Source organism: Blautia massiliensis (ex Liu et al. 2021) (assembly GCF_052064225.1).
Lineage (GTDB): Bacteria > Bacillota > Clostridia > Lachnospirales > Lachnospiraceae > Blautia_A > Blautia_A fusiformis.
Genome location: NZ_JBQHWA010000040.1, coordinates 1 through 24302, shown reverse-complemented (window position 1 = coordinate 24302; position 24302 = coordinate 1). Strand labels below are relative to the sequence as shown.

16 protein-coding genes, 1 tRNA gene and 1 pseudogene are annotated in these 24302 nt (G+C 47.6%); 3 read left to right on the top strand and 15 right to left on the bottom strand.

All coding sequences use genetic code 11. The features are described 5' to 3' along the window. The first annotated feature begins 287 nt into the window (after positions 1-287). A complete protein-coding gene (locus ACTNDQ_RS13525) occupies positions 288-473 on the top strand; it encodes a hypothetical protein (protein ID WP_441064846.1) in 186 nt (61 codons plus the stop codon). A gap of 276 nt (positions 474-749) precedes the next feature. Here the strand turns inward: ACTNDQ_RS13525 and ACTNDQ_RS13520 are convergent, their stop codons facing one another. From ACTNDQ_RS13520 to glgB, 3 genes are all read right to left on the bottom strand, one after another. Beyond that, complete coding sequence (locus ACTNDQ_RS13520; RefSeq protein ID WP_278796199.1) at positions 750-884, bottom strand: hypothetical protein; 135 nt, start codon at positions 882-884, stop codon at positions 750-752. A gap of 29 nt (positions 885-913) precedes the next feature. Then, positions 914-986: transfer RNA gene (locus ACTNDQ_RS13515), tRNA-Thr, on the bottom strand. 126 nt (positions 987-1112) lie between these two features. Beyond that, complete coding sequence (gene glgB, locus ACTNDQ_RS13510; protein ID WP_441064845.1) at positions 1113-3386, bottom strand: 1,4-alpha-glucan branching enzyme; 2274 nt, start codon at positions 3384-3386, stop codon at positions 1113-1115. A 215-nt stretch (positions 3387-3601) separates the two neighbouring features. Between glgB and ACTNDQ_RS13505 the strand changes: the two genes are divergently transcribed. Continuing rightward, positions 3602-4573: a carbohydrate kinase family protein gene (locus ACTNDQ_RS13505; RefSeq protein ID WP_441064844.1), complete on the top strand. Its 972-nt coding sequence runs from the start codon at positions 3602-3604 to the stop codon at positions 4571-4573. Between the two features lie 820 nt (positions 4574-5393). Here ACTNDQ_RS13505 and ACTNDQ_RS13500 read toward each other — a convergent pair. From ACTNDQ_RS13500 to tgt, 10 genes are all read right to left on the bottom strand, one after another. Then, entirely contained in the window at positions 5394-6557 is a 1164-nt protein-coding gene (locus tag ACTNDQ_RS13500) for a phosphoglycerate dehydrogenase (protein WP_021651414.1), read from the bottom strand. After that, positions 6557-7639, bottom strand: coding sequence for a 3-phosphoserine/phosphohydroxythreonine transaminase (gene serC, locus ACTNDQ_RS13495; protein ID WP_015527147.1), 1083 nt, complete (start codon positions 7637-7639; stop codon positions 6557-6559). The genes ACTNDQ_RS13500 and serC overlap by 1 nt, the downstream gene beginning before the upstream one ends. Then, positions 7632-9314 carry a biosynthetic-type acetolactate synthase large subunit gene (gene ilvB / locus ACTNDQ_RS13490; RefSeq protein WP_015527148.1) on the bottom strand — a complete coding sequence of 561 codons (1683 nt, stop codon included), beginning with the start codon at positions 9312-9314 and terminating at the stop codon, positions 7632-7634. Before ilvB ends, serC begins: the two co-directional genes overlap by 8 nt. Before the next feature lie 15 nt (positions 9315-9329). Next, complete coding sequence (gene ilvD, locus ACTNDQ_RS13485; RefSeq protein WP_278603641.1) at positions 9330-11003, bottom strand: dihydroxy-acid dehydratase; 1674 nt, start codon at positions 11001-11003, stop codon at positions 9330-9332. Between the two features lie 111 nt (positions 11004-11114). Next, positions 11115-12200 carry a 3-isopropylmalate dehydrogenase gene (gene leuB, locus ACTNDQ_RS13480; protein WP_441064843.1) on the bottom strand — a complete coding sequence of 362 codons (1086 nt, stop codon included), beginning with the start codon at positions 12198-12200 and terminating at the stop codon, positions 11115-11117. Positions 12201-12466: 266 nt separating this feature from the next. Beyond that, positions 12467-13267 carry a TPM domain-containing protein gene (locus tag ACTNDQ_RS13475; protein ID WP_021651410.1) on the bottom strand — a complete coding sequence of 267 codons (801 nt, stop codon included), beginning with the start codon at positions 13265-13267 and terminating at the stop codon, positions 12467-12469. Positions 13268-13280: 13 nt separating this feature from the next. Then, complete coding sequence (locus ACTNDQ_RS13470) at positions 13281-14366, bottom strand: hypothetical protein (protein WP_022426084.1); 1086 nt, start codon at positions 14364-14366, stop codon at positions 13281-13283. An 84-nt stretch (positions 14367-14450) separates the two neighbouring features. Then, complete coding sequence (locus ACTNDQ_RS13465) at positions 14451-15812, bottom strand: SPFH domain-containing protein (protein WP_278796205.1); 1362 nt, start codon at positions 15810-15812, stop codon at positions 14451-14453. A 675-nt stretch (positions 15813-16487) separates the two neighbouring features. After that, positions 16488-16802 (bottom strand): preprotein translocase subunit YajC, encoded by a 315-nt coding sequence (yajC, locus tag ACTNDQ_RS13460; RefSeq protein WP_015527154.1) that lies wholly within the window; start codon positions 16800-16802, stop codon positions 16488-16490. A gap of 157 nt (positions 16803-16959) precedes the next feature. Then, the gene (gene tgt, locus ACTNDQ_RS13455) at positions 16960-18111 is read right to left on the bottom strand and encodes a tRNA guanosine(34) transglycosylase Tgt (protein ID WP_015527155.1); all 1152 of its coding nucleotides are present in this window, start codon (positions 18109-18111) and stop codon (positions 16960-16962) included. A 302-nt stretch (positions 18112-18413) separates the two neighbouring features. On the opposite strand from tgt, the gene ACTNDQ_RS13450 reads away from it, so the two are divergent. Next, on the top strand, positions 18414-22655 hold the full coding sequence (locus ACTNDQ_RS13450) for an acyl-CoA dehydratase activase-related protein (RefSeq protein ID WP_288788522.1): 4242 nt from the start codon (positions 18414-18416) through the stop codon (positions 22653-22655). Positions 22656-22790: 135 nt separating this feature from the next. Here the strand turns inward: ACTNDQ_RS13450 and ACTNDQ_RS13445 are convergent. Then, positions 22791-23222, bottom strand: a pseudogene (locus ACTNDQ_RS13445) (manganese catalase family protein); the annotation flags it as partial. A 94-nt stretch (positions 23223-23316) separates the two neighbouring features. After that, positions 23317-24302, bottom strand: a 986-nt coding sequence (locus ACTNDQ_RS13440) for a peptidoglycan recognition protein family protein (RefSeq protein WP_441064842.1), incomplete at its 5' end; no start/stop codon positions are given.

The following is a 24302-nucleotide window of genomic DNA, read 5'->3' as shown; positions in this document are numbered from 1 at the left end:
CAATTTTAATTTATATTGAACGCTCACAAGAGCATATCAATCTTTTTCTCATCAGATTAGATTATCCGAGTTTTCGGACAGTCTCCCCTGCACCCCCACCCTCTTGGGCACGGAAGGAGTTCTGCGTTGTTGTGTGTGCTGCGTTGTTGACTTTTGTCTGTATGATGCGGTACTCAGAATGGAACTTTGTGCCGATCTGGTTTCTGTATTCTTCGGTACTTATGGCGATACGCTATGCCGATCTGCAATCTGGTTCTGGGATTCTTCGGTACTTATGGTGGTATGCTGTGCCGATCTGCGATCTGGTTCTGGGATTCTTCGGTACTTATGGTGGTTCGCTGTGCCGATCTGCGATCTGGTTCTGGGATTCTTCGGTACTTATGGTTGTATGCTGTGCCGATCTGGTTCTGGATTCTTCGATATTTATGATGGTACGCTGTGCCGATCTGGTTCCTGTATTCTGGATTCTTTGATGTTTCTTTGATGTTTGCTTCTGCCCCATGCTCTGGCTTTTTTCCTGTCGGCTGGAAGCGTCAGCCAGAGGAAGGTGGCATCGGGCCGGGCTGCTGCGGAGGAGGAGTGATTACTACTTGGGCTGCGGGAGACGGCGTTATTGCGGCAGGGTCTGCTGTCTGAGCCGGAGGCGAGTTCTGGCCCTGCCGCAATGCTTTTAGCCGTCTCACGGAGCCCTAGTAGTATCCCCCGACGGAGTCCCTGCCCGGAGCGATGCCACCTTCCTCTGGCGTCCCTCAACCACATCCACCTCTCAAAACCTCAAAACCATCCCCGCTTGCATCCATCCCCGGAGCGATACCACCTTCCTCTGGCGTCCCTCGACCACATCCATACACACCCAAAAAAAGCCCGGCATCTTCATATTCCAAAGACACCGGACTCCCATCAGTCATATATAAGCTGGAAATGAGACTCGAACTCACGACCCCTTCATTACGAGTGAAGTGCTCTACCGACTGAGCTATTCCAGCTTGTGCTAAACACAACTGATATTATACCGTATTTTACAAAAAATGCAAGCACTTTTTCCTACAATCCACTCAAATCCTCACCACCCAAATCACCCCAAACCATATTCCCATTTAATTCACAAACCATCACTCATCCCCGGAAGCCCCCTTCCTGCGAGAAGCCACCCGTTTCACAACCTTTACCGCATCCTTTACAGCCACAGATTTTTCAACCACATTCATTTTCGCCTTATCCATACGCTTTCTCCTGCTTTTCCCCGCAGTCTTTTTCACATTTCCTTTCTTCACAGAGCTTTTCTTCACATCCCCCTTCTCCGGTGTACACCCAAATACCGCCACACCATAAGCCGGAAGCTTCAGCTTCAAAGAAAACTCCCTGTTATCACACTCCATATGAACAGCCGCTTTCGCCCGTGCGTTCACCACACCCTGTCCGCCAAACTTTTCACTGTCACTGTTGAAAATTTCCTTATATTTCCCCGCAAAAGGCACACCAACCCGGTAACTGTCATAAGATACCGGTGAAAAATTACACACCGCAAGAATCGTTTCTTCCGGCTTTTCCGTCTTACGAAGAAACGCAACCACATTCTCATCATAGCTGGTAAACTGGATCCACTCAAACCCATCCGAATTACCATCCATTGCATACAACGCCGGATGATTCCTGTAAAGTTCATTCAGATCATGCAGATACGCCCTCATTTCCAGCCCCACATCCCCATCCGGCGCAGTCATCTTCACACCCGGATGAAGCATCAGATAGCCATACGCAGCACGCAGCTGAGCATCCTTCTGCCTTGAAGATCCCGGAAGCTTCTCCAGAAACTCTTTTAACGTACCCACATCTCTCTTCCCCAGAGTCAGTACATAATGCTCACTATATGCATACATCATGGAAAGCGTCAGCTGATCATAATAATTTCGTCTGTCCAAAGGCTCTGCTTCCAGGTAAAAAAGAAGATCCTTTGTCCAGCCACCACTCCATTTATAGTCAAACCCCAGATGATCATTCTCCACACTGTCTGTAAGCTGCGGCCATAAACCATCCTCCTGTGCGATCAGAAGAATCCCCGGATACTGCTTCTTCACAATAGAATTCAGATGCTTCAGAAACTCCAGTGCCTGAAGATTCTCATTGGAACTATAAAGATTAGCCGTCCACTGTCCCGCCTCTCTTCCAAAATCCAGATACAGCATCGCATCTACATCATCCATCCGAAGTCCGTCCACATGAAATTCATCCAGCCAGAAAAACGCATTGGAAATAAGAAAATCTTTGACCATAGGACTTCCGTAATTATAAAGCATGGTGCCCCACATCGGATGAACGGCCATAGCCGGATCCTGTACTTCATAAAGAGGAGTTCCGTCAAATTTCTCAAGCCCTGCATCAAACCGCGGAAACTGAGCCGGTGTCCAGTCCAGTATCACGCCAATCCCTGCCTGATGAAGATCCTCCACCAGTGTCCGGAAATCTGCCGCAGTCCCAAAACGGGTAGTCACAGCATAATACGCAGACGTAGAATATCCTCCTGAACTTCGGTCAAGATACTCCATCACCGGATGAAATTCTACATGCGTATAACCGGTTTCCTTCAGAAACTCCACCAGTTCACCACTGTTTTTCCACTCTGTTACATCCGTTTCATAAATAGAAACCGGAACTTCACGGCTGGCAAACCTTTCACGTTCCTTCATCCACGCTTCATCCTGCCATAAAAAATCCCCCAGCTCTGTTACAACAGAAATCACAGACGGCGCTCCCTGGGTTCCATTTCCGTAAGGATCAGACTTCCGCTGTACATTGCCGCCTTTGATCTTGATCTCATACTGGTAAGAGGCCCCTGCCTGTACACCTGGAACAAAAATCTCAAAAATTCCGGACATTGGCATCCGATGCATCGGAAGACGCCTTCCATCCCACCTGTCAAAATCACCTACCACACTGACACGGATTGCATTGGGTGCCCAGACAGCAAAATATGTTCCTTCTACCTCGCCACAGGTCCCCGGATGCGCTCCCAGCTTCTCGTATGCCTTGTAATAGACACCAGCACAAAAAGCTCGTTCCTCCTCTTCCGTGATCTGGCATGGACATTCATACGCATCGTAAAAAGTCTCTTTCCTGCTTCCTCTTATCACACGGAAACGATATTCCGGAATCCTTTTCAGTGGAAGCATTACAGCATAATAACCAGCCTCATCTTCCAGGATCATCGGATAACTCTTTTCCCCTACAACAACCTCTGCAGCATCCGCTCCCGGAAAAAATCCCTGAATCAGAACGCCATCCTCTGTTACCCTTGGCTGCATCACATCACGAGGTGATGCCTCCTCCCCATAAACGATTGCCTCGATCCGGGGCCAATCCATATATTCATACGCTTTATCAGCCATAATCGTCTCCTCCATCATATTTGTTGTTTTATAGACTAAGTTTACCACCATTTTACAGAAAAATAAAGATAACAATTCTAATCTTCGCAAAAAATACCACAAGTAACCGGTAACAGAACAGAAAATAATTCGATTTGGTCCTTCCCAAAATCATGTGTAACGATTATAATATGAAGCAGAATATGAAACAAATAACTTATCAGGAGGAATCATCAATGGAAAACAGACAGTATGATGTAACAGCTCTCGGCGAGCTTCTGATCGACTTCACAGAAAACGGTGACAGTTCCCAGGGAAACCCTACTTTCGAAGCAAACCCGGGCGGAGCTCCCTGTAACGTTCTTGCCATGCTGAACCGTCTTGGCAAAAAAACTGCATTTATCGGAAAGGTCGGAAACGACATGTTCGGCAAGCAGCTGAAGGCTGCCGTAGAAGAATGCGGCATTGATACCAGAAATCTTGCCATGGACGATGAAATTCACACTACCCTTGCTTTTGTACATACTTACCCGGACGGAGACCGTGATTTTTCTTTCTACCGTAATCCAGGTGCAGATATGATGCTGACAAAGGATGATGTAGATGCCGATCTGATCCGCAATTCCAGGATCTTCCATTTCGGCACGCTTTCTTCCACACATGAGGGTGTCCGTGAAGCAACCCGCTATGCTCTTGACGTGGCAAAAGAAGCCGGATGCATCATCACCTTTGACCCGAACTTACGCCCTCCACTCTGGAAGGATCTGAACGATGCCCGCAAAGAGATCGAATACGGCATGGAACGCTGTGATGTGCTGAAGATTTCTGATAATGAAGTGGAATTTCTTTTTGACACAACAGATTATGATAAGGGTGCTGCCCTTATCGAAGAAAAATATCATATCCCGCTTGTGCTGATCACAATGGGAAAAGACGGAAGCCGCGCTTATTATCGCGGACGGAAGGTCGAAGCTGCTCCTTTCCTTCAGGAAAAAACCATTGAAACCACCGGTGCAGGAGACACCTTCTGTGCAAGCACCCTGAATTATGTGCTGGAACACGGTCTTGAGGATCTCACTGACGAAAACCTTGCAGAGCTGCTTACTTTTGCAAATGCAGCAGCTTCTCTCATCACAACAAAGAAGGGAGCACTCCGCGTAATGCCTGAAAGAGATGAAGTTCTTGACTTCATTGCATCCCGCAAGTAGTGTATGTTTTTCTTTTATTGAATTATTTTTTTGTTTATTGGCTTTGAAAAGCTGAGAAAACACCGCAGGGGGAGAAAGCACTCAAAGTTACGAAGCCCGTTTTTCTCCCCCTGCACCCCCTCTTTCCGGGCACGTACCGCGGAAACGACGCTTCGCGCCTATCCGCCAATTGTTGTGTGTTCTTCATATTTTTCCTGTTATATCATATATTTTTATTAATATCTTATCGTATAAAAATTTACAACCAATATCATTACGCATATTATATTTGCACATTATATTTGTATTTGATATATTTACATTTGATTATTTGATATATTTGAATTTGATATATCTGCATTTGATATATTTACATTTGATATATTTGCATTTGATCATTTAATATATCTGCATTTGATATATTTACCACTCAAATTCACTTCTATATTATTCCAAAAAATCCGCAGATGTGCCCCGCACATCGAGACCTACCAACGCCCTCCCACCCTCACTCTCGGCTCAACCTTCCACCTCCAATACCGTCACATACCTATAACGGCCTCAAGACTTTTTCACTCTCAACAACCCCTTCAGGCCGTTCTCCTCCATCGGCTCAACCTTTCGTTCCCAGCACCGTCGCATACAGACACAAGTCAACAAAACTCCCGTCCTCCACAACCAAGCACTCCTAAAAAAAAGCCCGAGGGGTGTGCAGAGGGGCCGCGGCTTTGCGGCCCCTTTGCGGTTTTCCTTTTTCCTCAAAAAAATACTGCATGCCCTTCGCCAAAAAAGCAAACGCCACACAGTATTTAAAAAAAAGTATTTCTAACCTCTTGTTACTTTACTTAACAACACGCACCCTGTACATTCCCTCAATCTCCTTGAGTTCATCTAACGCCTTAGCAGACGCCGCACTCTCAAGATCAATAAGAGTATAAGCAAACTCCCCTTTACTCTTATTCGTCATATCCGCAATATTCAATCCCTCGGATCCAAGGATCTTGGTAACCTGACTGATCATATTCGGTGTGTTGCTGTGCGCAAGAGAGATTCTTCCAACAGCCACACAGGTACCCATATCACAGTTCGGATAATTCACAGAATTCTTAATATTACCATTCTCAAGGTAATCGCGGATCTCCTTTACAGCCATCTCTGCACAGTTTTCTTCAGATTCCTCTGTAGACGCACCAAGATGCGGAGTTACCAGAATACCCTCGCGTCCTGCAACTGTCTCATTTGCAAAGTCAGTTACATACTTCTTAACCTTGCCACTCTCAACAGCCTCGATCAGCGCATCCTCATCAACAAGAAGATCTCTTGCAAAATTCAGAAGAACTACGCCGTCCTTCATCTTATCGAAAGCTTCTTTGTTGATCATCTTCTTAGTGCTGTCAAGAAGCGGCACATGAATGGTGATATAATCGCACTGGCTGTAGATCTCATCCAGGCTCTTGCTGTGCTTGATGGTTCTGGACAGGTTCCATGCCGCATCAATAGAAAGATATGGGTCATAGCCATATACTTCCATGCCAAGACCGCATGCTGCGTTTGCCACCATGGCTCCGATGGCTCCAAGACCGATGATACCAAGCTTTTTGCCGCTGATCTCGCATCCTGCGAACTGTTTTTTCTGCTTCTCGGCAAGCTTGCCGATGTGCTCTTTATCTTTCTCCTGTGCAACCCACTCGATACCTCCTACGATATCTCTGGATGCAAGGAGCATACCTGCAAGTACCAGCTCTTTTACGCCGTTTGCGTTGGCTCCAGGTGTGTTGAATACAACAACGCCCTTCTCTGCATACTCCTTAACCGGAATATTATTGACGCCTGCACCTGCACGTGCAACTGCGCAAACGCTCTTCGGCAGCTCCATGTCGTGCATTTTTGCACTTCTTACAAGGATTGCATCACACTGGTCAGCGGTCTCTGTTTTTTTATAATTATCGCCAAAAAGTTTCAGACCTTTTTCAGCGATAGGATTCAGGCAATGATACTGGAACATTATGCATTCTCCTCCTCGAATTTTTTCATGAATGCAACCAGTGCCTCTACGCCGGCCTTTGGCATGGCATTATAGATGCTGGCACGCATTCCGCCAACAGTACGGTGTCCTTTCAGGTTTACAAGTCCTGCTTCAGTTGCCTCTTTAACAAACTTGGCATCCATTTCCTTGTCACCGGTTACGAACGGTACATTCATAAGAGATCTGTCTTCCGGAACTACAGTTCCTTTGAACAGCTTGCTGGAATCCAGGTAATCATAAAGGATTTTTGCTTTTTCCTCATTGCGCTGTTTCATCACTTCCAGACCGCCCATCTTCTTCAGCCATTTAAATACTTTTCCGCATACATAGATGCAGTAAGCATTCGGCGTATTGTAAAGAGAGCCTGCGTCTGCATGTGTCTTATAAGTAAGCATGGTTGGGGTTCCCGGAAGAACATCCTCTGTGATCAGGTCCTCACGGATGATCACGATAACCATGCCTGCCGGTCCGATGTTCTTCTGAACACCGCCATAGATAATACCATATTTGCTTACATCCACCGGCTCAGACAGGAAGCAGGAGGATACATCTGCTACCAGAGTCTTACCTTTTGTGTTTGGAAGTTTTTTGAATTTTGTGCCGTAAATGGTGTTGTTCTCACAGATGTATACGTAGTCTGCATCCGGGCTGATCGGCAGATCACTGCAGTCCGGGATATAGCTGAAGGTTTTATCTTCAGAAGATGCGATCTTGTTTGCTTTTCCGTATTTCTGAGCTTCCTGATAAGCTTTTTTTGCCCACTGTCCTGTTACGATATAATCTGCGACCTTGTTTTTCATGAGGTTCATCGGGATCATGGCAAACTGCTGGGATGCTCCTCCCTGAAGGAAAAGTACCTTGTAGTTATCCGGAATGTTCATAAGCTCGCGAAGATCTTTCTCTGCAGTATCAATGATCTCCTGAAAAGCTGCACTTCTGTGGCTCATTTCCATAACAGACATTCCTGTGCCGTTATAATCCATCATCTCATCCGCTACTTCTTTGAGTACTTCCTCTGGAAGCACTGCCGGTCCGGCAGAAAAATTATACACTCTACTCATGTTTCTTCATATCCTCCTCGTCAAATACATCATCAAGGTTCGCACCAGCCGGTACCATCGGGAACACACTCAGATCCTGATCGATCCAGCAATCCAGAACGACAGGTCCCTCTGCTGCCAGTGCCATCTTAAGTGCAGGCTCCACATCCTCCATCTTTGTCACACGAATGGCTTTTGCACCCAGCGCCTCTGATAATTTCACAAAATCAACGGCATCATCCAGTACTGTGGAAGAGTATCTCTTTCCATAGAAAAGCGTCTGCCACTGACGCACCATGCCCAGTACATGATTGTTCATAACAATCTGGATCAGCTGTCTGCCACAGCGTGCAGCTGTTGCCAGCTCATTCATATTCATACGGAAGCATCCGTCACCTGCTATATTTACAACTGTTTTTTCCGGTCTGCCCATCTTCGCGCCAATTGCAGCGCCAAGGCCGTAGCCCATGGTTCCAAGGCCGCCGGAAGTAAGAAGAGTTCTCGGCTCTTTGTATTTATAATACTGCGCCGCCCACATCTGATGCTGTCCAACATCTGTGGAGATGATCGCATCACCGTTGGTCAACTCATAAAGCTTCTCTATAATATACGGACCTGTAAGCTGTGTGTGATCATAATTCAGCGGATATTTTGATTTCAATTCCTGGATATGTGCGATCCACTCCGGATGTTCTTTCTTCGGAATTTCCTCCAGAAGGCGTTTCAGCACTTCCTTCACATCACCGATCACACTGGCATCCACTTTGATATTTTTATTGATCTCCGCAGCATCCACATCGATCTGAAGGATTTTTGCATTATGTGCAAAAGTTTTGGTATTTCCTGTTACACGGTCACTGAAGCGTGCACCGAGAACAATAAGAAGATCGCACTCTGTTACGCCAAGATCGGAAGTCTTGGTTCCGTGCATACCTACCATACCTGTATAGAGAGGATCTTCTCCCGGGAAGGTACCCTTGCCCATCAGAGTATCGCAGACAGGAGCCTGGATTCTGCGAGCCAGCTCACGTACTTCCTGGTCAGCACCGGAGATCACACATCCGCCGCCAACAAAAATAAACGGTTTCTCTGCCTCTCTGATCATTTCCAGTGCCTGATCAATATCTTCTTTACGGATACTTTTGATCTCACGGTTAACCGTAGCCGGATGGCATGGCTCATATTCATATTTCATTCCTGTGATATCCTTCGGGACATCCACAAGCACCGGGCCGGGTCTTCCGCTTTTTGCAATATAAAATGCTCTTCTTAACGTATCTGCAAGATCTTCGATATTCTTTACGATGAAACTGTATTTTGTTACAGGCATTACGATACCTGCGATATCAACCTCCTGGAAAGAATCTCTTCCCAGGAGTGGTCTTCCTACGTTTGCAGTAATGGCTACCATCGGTACGGAATCCATGTATGCAGTCGCGATCCCTGTTACCAGGTTAGTTGCTCCTGGACCGGAGGTTGCCAGGCAGACACCCACCTTTCCGGTCGCTCTTGCATAACCGTCAGCAGCATGGGATGCACCCTGCTCGTGGGAGGTCAGTACATGTGTGATCTCATCTTTGTATTCATATAAGGCATCGTAAACATTCAGGATCGCGCCGCCCGGATATCCAAATACGGTATCAACGCCCTGTTCCTTCAGACATTCTACGATGATCTCTGCACCTGTAAGCTGCATATCTTTCGTTCCTCCTTATTTTGCTTTCGGTACTTCCAGGATCGCACCACGGTTTCCGGATGTTACCATGGAAGCGTATCTTGCCAGATATCCGGTTGTCACCTTCGGCTCTCTTGGCTGCCATTTTTCTCTTCTAGCCTGCATCTCTTCATCTGAAACCTTGATCTCCAGTTTCAGCTCCGGAATATTGATGCTGATGATATCGCCTTCCTCAACCAGCGCGATCGGGCCGCCTACTGCTGCCTCCGGTGATACGTGTCCGATAGCGGCTCCTCTGGATGCACCGCTGAAACGTCCGTCGGTGATCAGGGCTACGGAAGAACCAAGTCCCATTCCCACAATAGCAGATGTAGGATTCAGCATCTCTCTCATTCCAGGACCACCCTTTGGTCCCTCATAGCGGATGACCACAACATCTCCCTCTACGATCTTACCGCTCTTGATGGCAACAATTGCGTCATCCTCGCTGTCAAATACACGTGCAGGACCTTCATGTACCAGCATCTCCGGTACAACTGCAGAACGTTTTACAACACCACCATCCGGTGCAAGGTTTCCTTTCAGTACGGCAAGTCCGCCTGTCTTTGTATACGGATTGTCGATAGGGCGGATAACATCCGGATTCAGGTTTACACAGTTTTTGATATTCTCACCTACTGTTTTTCCGGTTACTGTCATACACTCTGTATGGAGAAGTCCCAGCTTGTTCAGCTCATTCATGACCGCATAGACACCACCGGCCTCATTAAGATCTTCCATGTAGGTCGGGCCTGCCGGTGCAAGGTGGCAAAGGTTCGGGGTCTTCTCACTGATCTCATTTGCAAAGCTGATATCAAAATCCATTCCGATCTCATGTGCGATAGCCGGAAGATGAAGCATACTGTTTGTGGAGCATCCAAGTGCCATATCTACTGTAAGTGCATTTAAAACTGCCTCTTTTGTCATAATGTCTCTTGGGCGGATGTTCCTTTTGTACATTTCCATTACCTGCATTCCTGCATGCTTTGCAAGACGGATACGTTCAGAGTATACTGCCGGGATGGTACCGTTTCCTTTCAGTCCCATACCGAGAACCTCTGTCAGGCAGTTCATGCTGTTCGCAGTGTACATACCGGAACATGATCCGCAGGTCGGGCAGGTTTTGTTTTCGAATTCTTCCAGATCATCTGCTGTGATGGTTCCTGCTGCATAGGATCCTACTGCCTCAAACATACTGGAAAGACTGGTTTTGTGTCCTTTTACATGGCCGGCAAGCATCGGACCGCCGCTTACGAATACAGTAGGAACGTTGATCCTTGCCGCTGCCATCAGAAGGCCAGGTACGTTTTTGTCACAGTTGGGAACCATGACCAGAGCATCGAACTGATGAGCCAGTGCCATGGCCTCTGTGGAATCTGCGATCAGGTCACGTGTTACAAGGGAATATTTCATTCCAACGTGTCCCATTGCGATTCCGTCACATACTGCGATCGCCGGAAATACAACCGGTGTGCCGCCAGCCATTGCAACACCGAGCTTTACAGCATTTACAATTTTGTCAAGGTTCATATGTCCCGGTACGATCTCGTTATAAGAACTTACGATTCCTACCAGTGGTTTGTCCATTTCTTCCTTTGTCATTCCAAGGGCATTGAACAGGGAACGATGTGGTGCCTGCTGTGTGCCTTTTCTTACGGTATCACTTTTCATTTTTAAGGTCTCTCCTTTTTATTCTTTACGATAGGATCCGATATCTGTTTATCGTCTTCTTTTACCTGATATCGATTCTTTTTTGTTCTGTTTCGTTTTGTTCGTCTTTATTTATGCGATGGCATCTGCAATCAGATCGCCCATCTCTTTGGTTCCGACAAGCTTGCATCCGTCAGACATGATATCTCCTGTTCTGTAACCCTCTGTAAGAACCTTCTGTACTGCTGTTTCCACAGCATCTGCTTCTTTATCAAGATCCAGAGAATATCTCAGCATCATGGCTGCGGAAAGAATGGTTGCGATCGGGTTTGCCTTGTTCTGTCCTGCGATATCCGGTGCTGAACCGTGGCTCGGCTCATAGAGACCAAGCTTTGTCTCATTTAAGCTTGCGGAGGAAAGCATTCCAATGGAACCGGTCACCATACTTGCCTCATCAGAGAGGATATCTCCGAACATGTTTTCTGTAAGGATAACATCAAACTGCTTCGGATCACGTACCAGCTGCATTGCACAGTTATCAACCAGCATATGCTCCAGTGTTACATCCGGATAGCCCTTTGCCACATCCTCTACTACACTTCTCCAGAGTCTGGAAGAATCAAGAACATTGGCTTTATCTACACTTGTAACCTTATTTCTTCTCTTACGTGCGATCTCAAATGCCTTAATGGCAATACGGCGGATCTCATTCTCATTATAAGAAAGAGTATCTACTGCTGTGCGGACTCCGTTCTCCTCAGTAGTCTTTCTTGCTCCGAAGTAAAGACCTCCTGTAAGCTCTCTTACAATGATCATGTCAAAACCATCTCCGATGATCTCATCACGGAGCGGGCATGCATCACGAAGCTCATTGTAAAGATAAGCCGGACGAAGGTTTGCAAACAGGTTCAGCGCCTTACGGATCGCAAGAAGACCTGCCTCCGGGCGTTTGGACGGCTCCAGCTTGTACCACGGGGATGTCTTGGCATCACCGCCAATGGAACCCATCAGTACTGCATCAGAAGCTTTTGCCTGGGCAATGGCTTCCTCTGTAAGAGGTACTCCGTGAGCATCAATGGATGCCCCTCCTAAAAGAACCTCTGTGTATGAAAATTTATGACTGTATTTCTCACATACTCTGTCTAAAACTTTTTTGGCCTCGGCAACAATCTCCGGACCGATTCCGTCTCCCGGAATCAGGGCAATCTTGTACTCCATTTTATTCACTCCTCCGATTTCCCCTGTGCTGTAAAATTTTAACGCACTGGTGTGGATAATTGTTATTATCATAACGCACTTTTCGACGGATTTCAACCTATTAAATAGATAAAGTTATTTCCGGAATGCAAAAAATAAACGGCAATTCCCTGTTTCTGCCGCCACAGAGACATACTTTCGCACACAGAAAAAAGAAAAACTGCCCTACCATTCCGGTACAGCAGTCTTTCTTTTTTTATCATATTCTGTTTTTCCTGATGATCTTCTCAGAATTTCCCGCTGGAACCACCGAAGGTATCACCGGAAGATGATGTATGGGTGCTGGAACCACCGTTATTGTCCTCATTTTTCGGTTTTGCGGATTTTGATACCGTACTGTAGAGGTAAAAATCATTACTTCTGGTCACATTCATACTGCCCTGCCGCACATAAGAAGCCGCCCGATCCTGTTTTCGCACAGTTTTCAGCTTTCTTCTCATATTTCCGGTCACCAGTAATCCTGCCACAAGCCCCACAGCAAGAGCGATCAGCAGGTTTATCCCAACCGCAAAAGGCTCATCCGGAAGGTTTTCCACATCGTATGGCTCTGCCTCATCTGCCTGCGTGATAAAATCATCGCATTCCGTGGCAAACTTATGAAACGCTTCGTTATAATCACCGTCACTTAAATAAGGCTTCACCTGATCCATGATGTAGGACTGTCCGGCATCCGTAAACACTTCTATCGCATATCCGTGTGTTGCAATGGCCCAGTTACGGTCTCCCATATCCAACAGGAATAAAATACCGTCACCATTTTCCCCCTGCCCATATCCATGGTCAATAAAATAATCCTCCGCATACGCCTGGGCTGTTTTTCCCTCAAGACTGTTAACGGTAACGACCACAACATCTACCTGATCCCGCTCACTGATCTCATCCAGAGTACTGCTCAGGCTCTCCTGCTGCTCTGCATCCAGAAGTCCCGCCTGGTCATCCAGACGGCTTACGGTGCCTGCCCATACCGGAAAAGCACATGCCAGACACAAAAGGATCGATATCAAAAATACAGATATTCTTTTTTTCATGGCATCCACCTCCCTACAAAGCCCAGATCAGATACAGGATAATATAAGTGATCACACCCACGACCCCCGTTGTTCCCAGGAACCATCGTGCAAAAGCGTTCTTGTCTGTAGGCAGATTTCCCACAAATTTCCCTGTCTGACCATTCATGGCAAATATGTAATTATCCCCCTTCCACTTCGTCTGCAGGATCCATACGGGATATAACGCATATTTCGTTGTCCCGTTATGAAGCCGGATACTGGTATTCTCCGGTACCACACTGGCGTATCCTCTCACCGTATCCCGGAATGCAGCCTCTGTGCTGCGGCGGATACGCTCATTGGCACGTTCCTCACACTCGCTCGCTGTCACATCATATTTATCTGCAAAATATCCAGCCAGATACGCAGTCTGAAAATCCACCGCTTCTTTGAAATCAAAAGGCTCTATAGACTCCATCAGATCATTTTCCATGCTGGCAGAGCCATCCACCGGTACATGATCAAAACCAAGAGAACCACTTCTGTGTACTGCATAATAGCTGGTCTCCGTATAATCATAATCACTATCGCTCCAGAACCGGGTCTTTGTTGCACGGTAACGGATATCTGCGTCTGCGTCTGTGTCATACAGCCAAAACGGAACGTAGATGCCCTTAACCTCGCTGATATGATTCTCTGACTTAAATGCTTTCGGCAAAAGTCTCTTACCGGTAAGATGCTTTTTCAGCCTCTCCTTTGCCGCTTTCTTGTCCAACTTAAACGGGATCACATAATCCGGCTTCAGTGCACCGGACAGCTGCCCGGTCATTACCACCGGACTTCCGCAAAACGGGCAGGCCGTTGCTGCCGTATTGGCATCTCCCACAATCTCACCGCCACAGGACTTGCACACATAGGTACGCAGCCCCTCACTCTCCCCGTCCTGCCACTCACTGCCGGCCTCATCCGACCAGCTCATATCCTCAGGCTGCTCTTCCTCCACAGTCTGGGCATATTCCGATAACGTCCCGACATCAAACTCCGTATCACAAAACGGACACTTCATCTTCTGCACAGAACTGTCAAACTCTATGGAGCCACCACAGCACGGACACTTAAACTCCTGCATCTTCGCCATATATTCACCTCACTTCATCATTCTGTATCCAACAACCGACAGGAGTTACCCTGCATTTTGCTCCTGACCATCTCTCTTTCTGATCTATACTGCATCCTCCGGTCCGAACGGATCACCGCACTCCGGGCAGAATTTCGGTGGATTCTCCGGATCTGCCGGTTTCCATCCGCACCTGCTGCAGCGATACTGCATCTTCTTCTCCGGTTTCTTCGCTCCGCAGTTCATACAGAACTTGCCTTTATTCACCGTACCGCAGGAACAGGTCCAGCTGTCCTCCACCGGACGCGATGCACCACACTCCGGACAGAATTTCCCCGAAGAAACCGCACCACAGCTGCAGGTCCAGGAACCAGCCGCAGCCGCAGCCCCTGCTCCGTTCCCTGCCGGCGAAACCGGCTGCGCTGCCTGCTGCTGTACACTCTGCTGCTGCGCCTGCTGCTTCTGGCCCATCTCAAACAACTGCTGAGCATTAAGACCACCTGCATTAGCAGCCATACCCATGCCCATAAAACCAGTCATAGCCCCTGCTGAATTAGAAGCCGCAGCCTTCATAGCATCCGCCTGGGCCCCGGTCAGAGTAGCCGCAGCCATAGCAGGATCACGCATCATAGCCGTACGCTGAGCCTGCTTGATCATCTCGGCATCCTCATCCGGCAATGTCACAGAACCAAGTGCCACACTGACCACCTTAAGCCCACGAAGCCCCTCCCACTTGGCAGAAAGCACCTCATTCATGGCATTCTCCAGCTCCGTATTATGAGTCACGATCTGATTCGGACGCAACTCCAGCTCCGAAAGCCTTCCGAAAGCAGGCTGCAGCGCACTGATAAACTCCGCCTTCAGCTGTCCGTCCAGCTCCTCTCTGGTATACTCCCGCTCCACATTTCCACACACATTCGTATAAAAAAGAAGGGGATCCGCGATCCTGTAGGAATAAACACCATGACACCTCACAGCCACATCCACATCCAGCCCGATCCTGGAATCCACAACCCGGAACGGGATCGGATTAGCAGTACCAAACTTGTTATCCACAAGCTCCTTGGTATTAAAATAATACACCCTCTGATCCTTACCCGTATCACCGCCAAAAGCAAACCTCTTCCCGATCGTATCAAAGGTCTTCCTGATTCCGTCACCCAGACTACCTGAAAAAATACTCGGCTCCGTAGAAGCATCATACGTATACTCTCCCGGATCCGCACAAACCTCAACAACCTTTCCCTGCTCCACAATCATCATACACTGACCATCCGCCACAGCGATCCCGCTGCCGCTGGAAATGATATTATCACTCCCATGCTTATTGGAAGACCTGGAAGAAGACCTCTTCGTCCCCTTCACAACCATCACTTCTTTATCCATAGCCTCACAGTAAAAAAACTCCTTCCACTGATCCGCCAACGTACCACCCGCTGCACCCACAGCCGCTCTGATGAGACCCATAAATCCAACCCCTTTCTGAAAATTCATTCTTATTTACAATTTTACGATATTCCAAAGCCATCGTCACTCTCATTTCTGATAGTAACATCATTATTACACGAATTTTACCAAAAATCCACTTATTTCTATACAATATTACAATTGTCATATTCCCATCACATCCACACTCCCAGCACATCCGCAATCCCAGCACATCCGCAATCCCAGCACATCCGCAATCCAGGCTGACAGCGCAGCGCCTCAGCCGTCCCCCCAACCAAACACAAACTCAGCCATTGCAGTCGTCCAGCGCAGCGCTGACGACCCACACCCAACCGTCAAACGACACTATTTCTCACCGGAAGCACCAGCCGGGGAAGGGGATGCTGGATGGCTCTGCTTCTGCAGGAGGGGAGCTGATTCTTGGACGGCGGGAATCTGCGTTGTTTTTCAAAAGTCCGCTGTCTGAGCGGCAGCAGGCCGCGAGTTCGGACTTTTTAAAAACGCTTTTAGCAGATTTCCGGCGTCCTAGAAGCCAGCCCCCGACGAAGCCGCAGACCAGCCAGCATCCCCTTCCCCGGCGTCCGTTCATCCGTTCGTCCCTTCATCCCTTCATCCCCCATCCAAACAAAAAAGACACCACGTCACAAAAAAACGCAGTGCCTCTCTCATATTCAAGTTATTGCGAAAAAAGCATCAAGCAGAAGCCTGATCAGCCTTCTCAACCTCAGCAATCGCCTGCTTCCTCATAGGAATACGGCAATTCTTATTATTACCAAACTCAACAATAACATCTTCCTCAGTCATATCAATAACAACACCATAAAAACCACTGGTAGTAACAACACTGTCACCAACCTCCATGCTGTTCAACATAGTCTGAGTTCTCTTCTGCTCCTTCTTCTGCGGACGGATCATCATAAAATACATAATTCCAAACAGAACTACGATCCAGACAATACCAAGACCCGCGCTAAGTCCGCCAGCTGCCGCTGTAGATGATGCAATCATTTCAAATTCCTCCTGCTAAAAACAAATAATCTGCGGTACCCCCGCCGTTACTGACCTCTAAAAGTGTCACTTCGTACTATCATACACAAAAACCAAAAAACCTTCAAGAGTTTTCTTATAAAATCAAAGTAATTTACACAAATTTTATAAATAAAACTTACCGGTTCCCGTTGATCCTGCCTTCCTCAAAGCCTTCCAGACGCATCTTCTTATAAGCCGCAAAATTCCCTGCATCCAGCGCATCCCTGATCTCTTCCATCATATGATTATAGAAATACAGATTATGCAGAACACAAAGCCTCATGCCAAGCATCTCCTTCGCCTTCAGAAGATGACGGATATACGCTCTGCTGTAATGACGGCAGGTCGGGCACTGGCACTCCTCATCGATCGGTTTGGAATCCAGCTCATACTTTGCATTAAAAAGATTCATCTTGCCATGGTTGGTATACACGTGACCATGACGGCCGTTACGGCTGGGATATACACAGTCAAAAAAGTCAATACCACGCTCAACCCCCTCCAGGATATTGGCCGGGGTACCAACCCCCATAAGATACGTCGGCTTGTTCTGCGGCAAATGCGGAACCACCTCATCCAGGATCCGGTACATCTCCTCATGACTTTCACCAACTGCAAGGCCGCCCACTGCATAGCCGTCCAGATCCATCTCCGCGATAGCCTGAGCATGCTCAATACGGATATCTTCATAAACAGCCCCCTGGTTAATGCCAAAAAGAAGCTGGTTCTTGTTAATGGTATCCGGCAGACTGTTCAGACGAGCCATCTCATCCTTGCATCTTTTAAGCCAGCGTGTTGTACGCGCTACCGATTTCTGTACATAATCCCTGTCTGCCACACTGCTTGGGCACTCATCAAAGGCCATTGCAATGGTAGAGGCCAGATTTGACTGGATCTGCATGCTCTGCTCCGGTCCCATAAAAATCTTATGACCATCGATATGAGAGTTAAAATACACGCCCTCTTCCTTGATCTTACGAAGCTTCGCCAGCGAAAACACCTGGAATCCGCCGGAATCGGTAAGGATTGGTCTGTCCCAGTTCATAAATTCATGAAGACCTCCCAGCTGCTTTACCACCTTGTCGCCAGGGCGCACATGAAGATGATAGGTATTGGACAGCTCTACCTGTGTACCGATCTCATGAAGATCCACAGTGGAAACTGCACCTTTAATTGCTGCAATTGTTCCTACATTCATAAAAACAGGAGTCTGGATCGTTCCGTGGACCGTCTTAAACTCGCCCCTTTTCGCTCTTCCTTCTGTTGTGATCAGTTTATATTCTGCCATTTCATTTCCCTTCTAAAAACATTTTAAAGTTGTCTCTGCCCGGCATCTGCGTCGCAGATACAGCCATAACCAGCTGCCGATGCAAATATCTTTCAAAACTTTTAGTCAATATCATAACACATTTTTTTCTTTACGGCTACTGATTGTTAAACTTTTACATTGCCATTTTTTAAACGATATCGTATAATATAGAATATTCGCTTAAAAATCCTTTATAATAAGAAGAAACAACTCCCATCTGACAGAAATGTCAGAGTCGGGCAACCCCTGTATAGATACAACGAGGAGGAAATCAATTTTTTATGAAGAAACACACACTTGGAATTGACATTGGTTCCACCACTGTTAAGATTGCGATCTTAGACGAAAACGATACGCTTGTCTTCTCCGACTATGAGAGACATTTTGCAAATATCCAGGAAACCCTTGCAGATCTTCTTCAGAAAGCTGAGGATCAGCTTGGTGAACTGACACTCTGTCCGGTCATTACAGGTTCCGGCGGACTGACACTTGCCAATCATCTGGAAGTACCTTTTGTACAGGAGGTTATCGCCGTATCCACTTCCCTGCAGAAGCTGGCACCAAAGACGGATGTTGCTATCGAGCTTGGAGGCGAGGATGCCAAGATCATCTATTTCGAAAACGGAAATGTAGAGCAGCGTATGAATGGCATCTGTGCCGGCGGTACCGGTTCCTTCATTGACCAGATGGCATCTCTGCTCCAGACCGATGCACCAGGTCTTAATGAATACGCCAAACATTACAAGGCACTTTATCCCATTGCGGCACGCTGCGGTGTTTTCGCAAAAACAGATATCCAGCCACTGATCAACGACGGAGCAACTAAGGAAGACCTTTCTGCCTCCATTTTCCAGGCAGTTGTCAACCAGACCATTTCCGGTCTTGCCTGCGGTAAACCGATCCGCGGACACGTTGCCTTCCTTGGCGGGCCTCTTCACTTCCTTTCTGAGCTGAAGACTGCTTTTATCCGAACCCTGAAGCTGGATGATGAACATATTATCGCACCGGACAACTCTCATCTGTTCGCAGCCATCGGCTCCGCCCTGAATGCAAAGCAGGATGTTACCGTTTCCCTGACTGAACTGAAGGAACGCATGCGGACTACCATCAAGCTGGATTTTGAGGTAGAACGTATGGAGCCGCTTTTTGCCACAGAGGACGACTACCAGGCTTTCCATGACCGTCAGAGTGCCTACAGGGTAAAAACCGGAGATCTTTCCACCTATAAGGGAAAATGCTTCCTGGGGATCGACGCCGGCTCTACCACAACAAAAACCGCGCTGGTAAGCGAAGACGGAACTCTTCTTTATTCCTTCTACAGCAGTAACAACGGAAACCCGCTGAAAACCACCATCAATTCCATCAAGGAGATTTACAGCCTTCTTCCGGAAGATGCAGAAATTGCTTTTTCCTGCTCCACCGGTTACGGCGAAGCCCTGATCAAAGCGGCACTTCTTCTTGACGAAGGTGAAGTCGAAACCGTTTCCCATTATTACGCAGCTGCTTTCTTTGATCCTGAAGTAGACTGCATCCTGGATATCGGCGGTCAGGATATGAAATGTATCAAGATCCGTAACCAGACTGTTGACAGTGTACAGCTCAACGAAGCATGTTCCTCAGGCTGCGGTTCCTTTATCGAAACCTTTGCAAAATCTCTGAACTACACAGTACAGGACTTTGCAAAAGCAGCTCTTTTTGCAAAACATCCCATTGATCTTGGAACACGCTGTACTGTATTTATGAATTCCAAAGTTAAGCAGGCCCAGAAGGAAGGCGCTGAGGTTTCCGATATCTCCGCTGGTCTTGCCTACTCCGTTATCAAAAACGCCCTCTACAAGGTCATCAAGGTTTCCGATGCTTCCGAGCTTGGCAAGCATATCGTTGTACAGGGTGGTACCTTCTATAATGACGCAGTTCTCCGCAGCTTTGAGAAGATTGCCAACTGCCAGGCCATCCGCCCGGATATCGCCGGGATCATGGGTGCCTTCGGTGCTGCTCTGATCGCAAGGGAGCGCTATCAGGAGGGTGAAAAAACTTCCATGCTTTCCATCGATCAGATCAACAGCCTCCAGTACACCACCTCCATGGCAAACTGCCGCGGATGTACCAACAACTGTCGTCTGACCATCAACAAATTCTCCGGCGGCCGTAAATACATCAGCGGAAACCGCTGTGAGCGCGGACTTGGAAAAGAAAAGAACAAGGATCATATCCCGAACCTTTTCGATTACAAATATAAGAGGCTCTTTTCCTATGAACCACTTTCCGCAGATAAGGCTACCCGTGGACAGGTTGGTATCCCACGTGTTCTGAACATGTTTGAAAATTACCCGTTCTGGTATACCTTCTTTACAGAGCTGAAATACCAGGTGGTACTTTCTCCTACTTCCACACGTAAGATCTACGAGCTGGGTATCGAATCCATCCCAAGTGAATCCGAATGCTACCCGGCCAAGCTTGCTCACGGACATGTCACATGGCTGATCCGTAACGGTGTGAAATTTATCTTCTACCCATGCATCCCTTACGAACGCAACGAGTTCCCGGATGCGGTCAACCATTATAACTGCCCGATCGTTACTTCCTATGCGGAAAATATCAAAAACAATGTGGACGAGCTCAGTGATCCATCCATCACCTTCCGCAACCCGTTCCTGGCATTTACTTCCGAGGATATCCTGACAAACCGCCTTGTGGAAGAATTCCAGGATATTCCTGCTGCCGAGGTCAAAGCTGCTGCCCATAAGGCCTGGGAAGAACTTGCAGCCGTACATATGGATATCCAGAAAAAGGGTGAGGAAACCCTGCAGTACCTGAAAGAAACCGGCCGCCGCGGAATCGTTCTTGCAGGCCGTCCATACCATATTGATCCGGAAATCCACCACGGTATCCCGGATATGATCAACAGCTACGGAATCGCCGTATTTACCGAAGACTCCGTTGCACACCTTGGACATCTGGAGCGTCCCATCCGTGTCAACGACCAGTGGATGTATCACTCCCGTCTCTACTCTGCCGCAAATTTTGTAAAAACAAGAGAGGATCTGGATCTGATCCAGCTGAATTCCTTCGGATGCGGACTTGATGCCGTTACCACCGATGAGGTTTATGAGATCCTGGATGGAAGTGACAAGATCTACACCTGCCTGAAGATCGATGAGGTCAACAACCTGGGTGCGGCAAGGATCCGTATCCGTTCCCTGATCGCCGCTATCCGTGCAAAACAGGCACAGAATAAAAAAAGGAACATCAAGCCGGCTTCCATCGAGAAGATATCCTTTACCAAGCAGATGCGTAAGGAGTACACCATTCTCTGCCCGCAGATGTCTCCGTTCCACTTCGGAATCTTTGAGGCTGCTTTTAAGGCATCCGGCTATAACCTGGAAGTCCTCCCCAACGACAACAAGCATGCTGTTGATGTGGGCCTTAAATATGTAAACAACGATGCCTGCTATCCGTCCCTGATGGTTGTGGGACAGATCATGGATGCTCTTCTTTCCGGCAAATATGACCTGAACAAAACTGCAGTCATCATGTCTCAGACAGGCGGCGGCTGCCGTGCCTCCAACTATATCGCATTCATCCGCCGCGCCCTGAAAAAAGCCGGTATGGAGCAGATTCCGGTTATCTCCCTCAACTTAAGCGGACTGGAGAGCAACCCTGGCTTTAAGCTGACACTGCCGCTGATCAGGCGCATCGTTTACGGTGCCGTATTCGGTGATATCCTGATGAAATGCGTATATCGCATGCGTCCTTACGAGCTGGAAAAGGGTATCGTAAACCGCAAGCACAAGATCTGGGAGCAGCGCGTCATTGCCTTCGTAACAGGCAACAGCGTCAGCCATGGTACCTTCAAAAAAATGTGCCGTGAGATGGTCCATGATTTTGATACGATCCCGATCTCCGATGAGAAAAAACCTCGCGTTGGTATCGTAGGTGAGATCCTTGTCAAGTTCCTGCCTGCTGCCAACAACCACCTGGCAGATCTTCTGGAGGCAGAAGGGGCAGAACCGGTTGTTCCGGATCTTATCGACTTTATCTGCTACTGCTTCTACAACCAGAATTTCAAGGTTGAAAAGCTTGGATTCAAGAAATCCAAGGCAACCATCGCAAATCTTGGCCTCAGAGCCATCGACTGGCTGAGAAAAACAGCAAATGAGGCCCTGGAGCAGAGCCGCCACTTTACACCGGCCGCAGATATCCGTGATCTTGCAAAAATGGCTGCGCCCATCGTTTCTGCCGGAAATCAGACCGGTGAAGGATGGTTCCTGACCGGAGAGATGATGGAACTCATCCACGGCGGTGTCCCGAACATCGTCTGCATCCAGCCTTTTGGATGCCTGCCGAACCACATCGTAGGAAAAGGTGTCATCAAGGAAGTTCGCCGTGAGCATCCGGAAGCCAACATTGTTGCCATCGACTACGATCCAGGTGCCAGCGAAGTAAATCAGTTGAACAGGATCAAGCTTATGCTTTCCACAGCACAGAAGAATCTGCATAAAGACGATAAAAAAGACGCATAACAAGAAATGCAGGTTACAAACATCTTTTTCCCAAAAAACAAATTCAAAGCTGCACAGCCGCAGGATCCCTGCCGGCTGTGCAGCTCTTTTTATTTCAGATATGATTCCTGTCAGACAGATTTTTTCTCTGATCCATCACTCTTCACAGGAGGCTTTGCACGGAGCATCAAAGCTCGGGTTAAAGGCATAGAAATTTTTGGCATCCAGCTGCTCCTGCACGGATCTCAGTGCTTCACCGAAACGCTGGAAATGGACTACCTCTCTTGCCCGAAGGAAACGGATGGGATCTGCAACCTCCGGGATATTTTTCACCACCCGGAGGATATTATCGTAGGTAGAGCGTGCCTTCTGTTCTGCTGCCAGATCTTCAAACAGATCCGTGATCGGATCACCCTTACTCTGGAATTCGCAGGCATTAAAGGGCACTCCACCTGCAGCCTGCGGCCAGATTCCCACCGTGTGGTCAATATAATACGGCCCAAGTCCGCTGTTCTCGATTTCTTCCATAGAAAGATCCTTTGTCAGCTGATGGACAATGGTGGATACGATTTCCAAATGTGCCAGTTCGTTAGCGCATGGATGTTATAAATACATAAAGATGATACAATATCTGTCCGGCAGTGGGTACCTGCCGGACATTTTTCATAATCATAATTGAAAGTTATTTTGTATTGACTTTCATGTGTTCAATTACCTTTGTCCAGGTGTCTTTTCCGCAAATCCCGTCTGCTGTGAGCTTTACATTTTTCTGGAATGCTTTCAGTGATGTATCTGTATCGTTTCCGAAATCACCATCCACCTTTACTCCGAGCATGGCCTGCAGCATGGATACAGCAGTTCCTTTGCTGCCCTTCTGGATCACCGGGAACTGGACTTCGATCTTGTCAGTTAATGTTACTGTGTTCTTTGTTGTCGTATTCTCCACTGTCGTTGCTCCCTTCATATATGCTGCAGTCTTTTTTACAAATTCCGGCCAGCGTCCTTCTGCCTGGATCCGGCGCGGGCAGTTCTTCCTGGAAGCATCATAGTGGCGTTTCAGGCGATCTGTTCCCCATCCATACTGCTTCAGAAGCTGTGCTGCCAGCTGCTCCGCCTTGTCTACCGCTTTATAGTAGTCTGTTTCCGGATTTACACAAATCTCGATGTTGATAGAGTTACGGTTTGTGATGCCGTATTTTCCTTTTCCGTCTCCCACGGCCCAGGCTCCGTCATTGTGATCGAGTGTCTGGTAAACAGACTTGGAATCTACATAGTAATGTACGGTTCCGGCCAGATTGCCATTCTTCATGGCTGTAGAATGGGCTTTTGCATCTGCGCCCTTGCTCCAGTTGTCTGTCTCGTGGATCACGATGTAAGCAGGTTTGTTCTGGCCGATATAGCAGTTCTTCTTGCTGATCATTTTGATAATGTTCATGGTAACACTCTCCTTTTCTGTTTTTAATGCCTTCTTTGATGCCTTAATAGATAATATGTCGTTCAGGATGTTGATGATTTTCTGTCCGTAGTTCTTTCCGGATGCCCAGCCCTGTCCTTTGGGATTCTCCTGAATTCCAAGGGTAAGTGCTTCAAAAGAAGGCGTAGTGCATAACAGAAGTTTTTTTGTTATACTCACTACAGATTCATTTGAAGCACTTTTTATTTCGTATT

Excerpts from the sequence above, each read along its gene's own strand:
- glgB (WP_441064845.1), bottom strand. The coding sequence starts at position 3,386 with ATGGCTGATAAAGCGTATGAATATATGGATTGGCCCCGGATCGAGGCA.
- ACTNDQ_RS13505 (WP_441064844.1), top strand. The coding sequence starts at position 3,602 with ATGGAAAACAGACAGTATGATGTAACAGCTCTCGGCGAGCTTCTGATC.
- ACTNDQ_RS13500 (WP_021651414.1), bottom strand. The coding sequence starts at position 6,557 with ATGTTCCAGTATCATTGCCTGAATCCTATCGCTGAAAAAGGTCTGAAA.
- serC (WP_015527147.1), bottom strand. The coding sequence starts at position 7,639 with ATGAGTAGAGTGTATAATTTTTCTGCCGGACCGGCAGTGCTTCCAGAG.
- ilvB (WP_015527148.1), bottom strand. The coding sequence starts at position 9,314 with ATGCAGCTTACAGGTGCAGAGATCATCGTAGAATGTCTGAAGGAACAG.
- ilvD (WP_278603641.1), bottom strand. The coding sequence starts at position 11,003 with ATGAAAAGTGATACCGTAAGAAAAGGCACACAGCAGGCACCACATCGT.
- leuB (WP_441064843.1), bottom strand. The coding sequence starts at position 12,200 with ATGGAGTACAAGATTGCCCTGATTCCGGGAGACGGAATCGGTCCGGAG.
- ACTNDQ_RS13475 (WP_021651410.1), bottom strand. The coding sequence starts at position 13,267 with ATGAAAAAAAGAATATCTGTATTTTTGATATCGATCCTTTTGTGTCTG.
- ACTNDQ_RS13470 (WP_022426084.1), bottom strand. The coding sequence starts at position 14,366 with ATGGCGAAGATGCAGGAGTTTAAGTGTCCGTGCTGTGGTGGCTCCATA.
- ACTNDQ_RS13465 (WP_278796205.1), bottom strand. The coding sequence starts at position 15,812 with ATGGGTCTCATCAGAGCGGCTGTGGGTGCAGCGGGTGGTACGTTGGCG.
- yajC (WP_015527154.1), bottom strand. The coding sequence starts at position 16,802 with ATGATTGCATCATCTACAGCGGCAGCTGGCGGACTTAGCGCGGGTCTT.
- tgt (WP_015527155.1), bottom strand. The coding sequence starts at position 18,111 with ATGGCAGAATATAAACTGATCACAACAGAAGGAAGAGCGAAAAGGGGC.
- ACTNDQ_RS13450 (WP_288788522.1), top strand. The coding sequence starts at position 18,414 with ATGAAGAAACACACACTTGGAATTGACATTGGTTCCACCACTGTTAAG.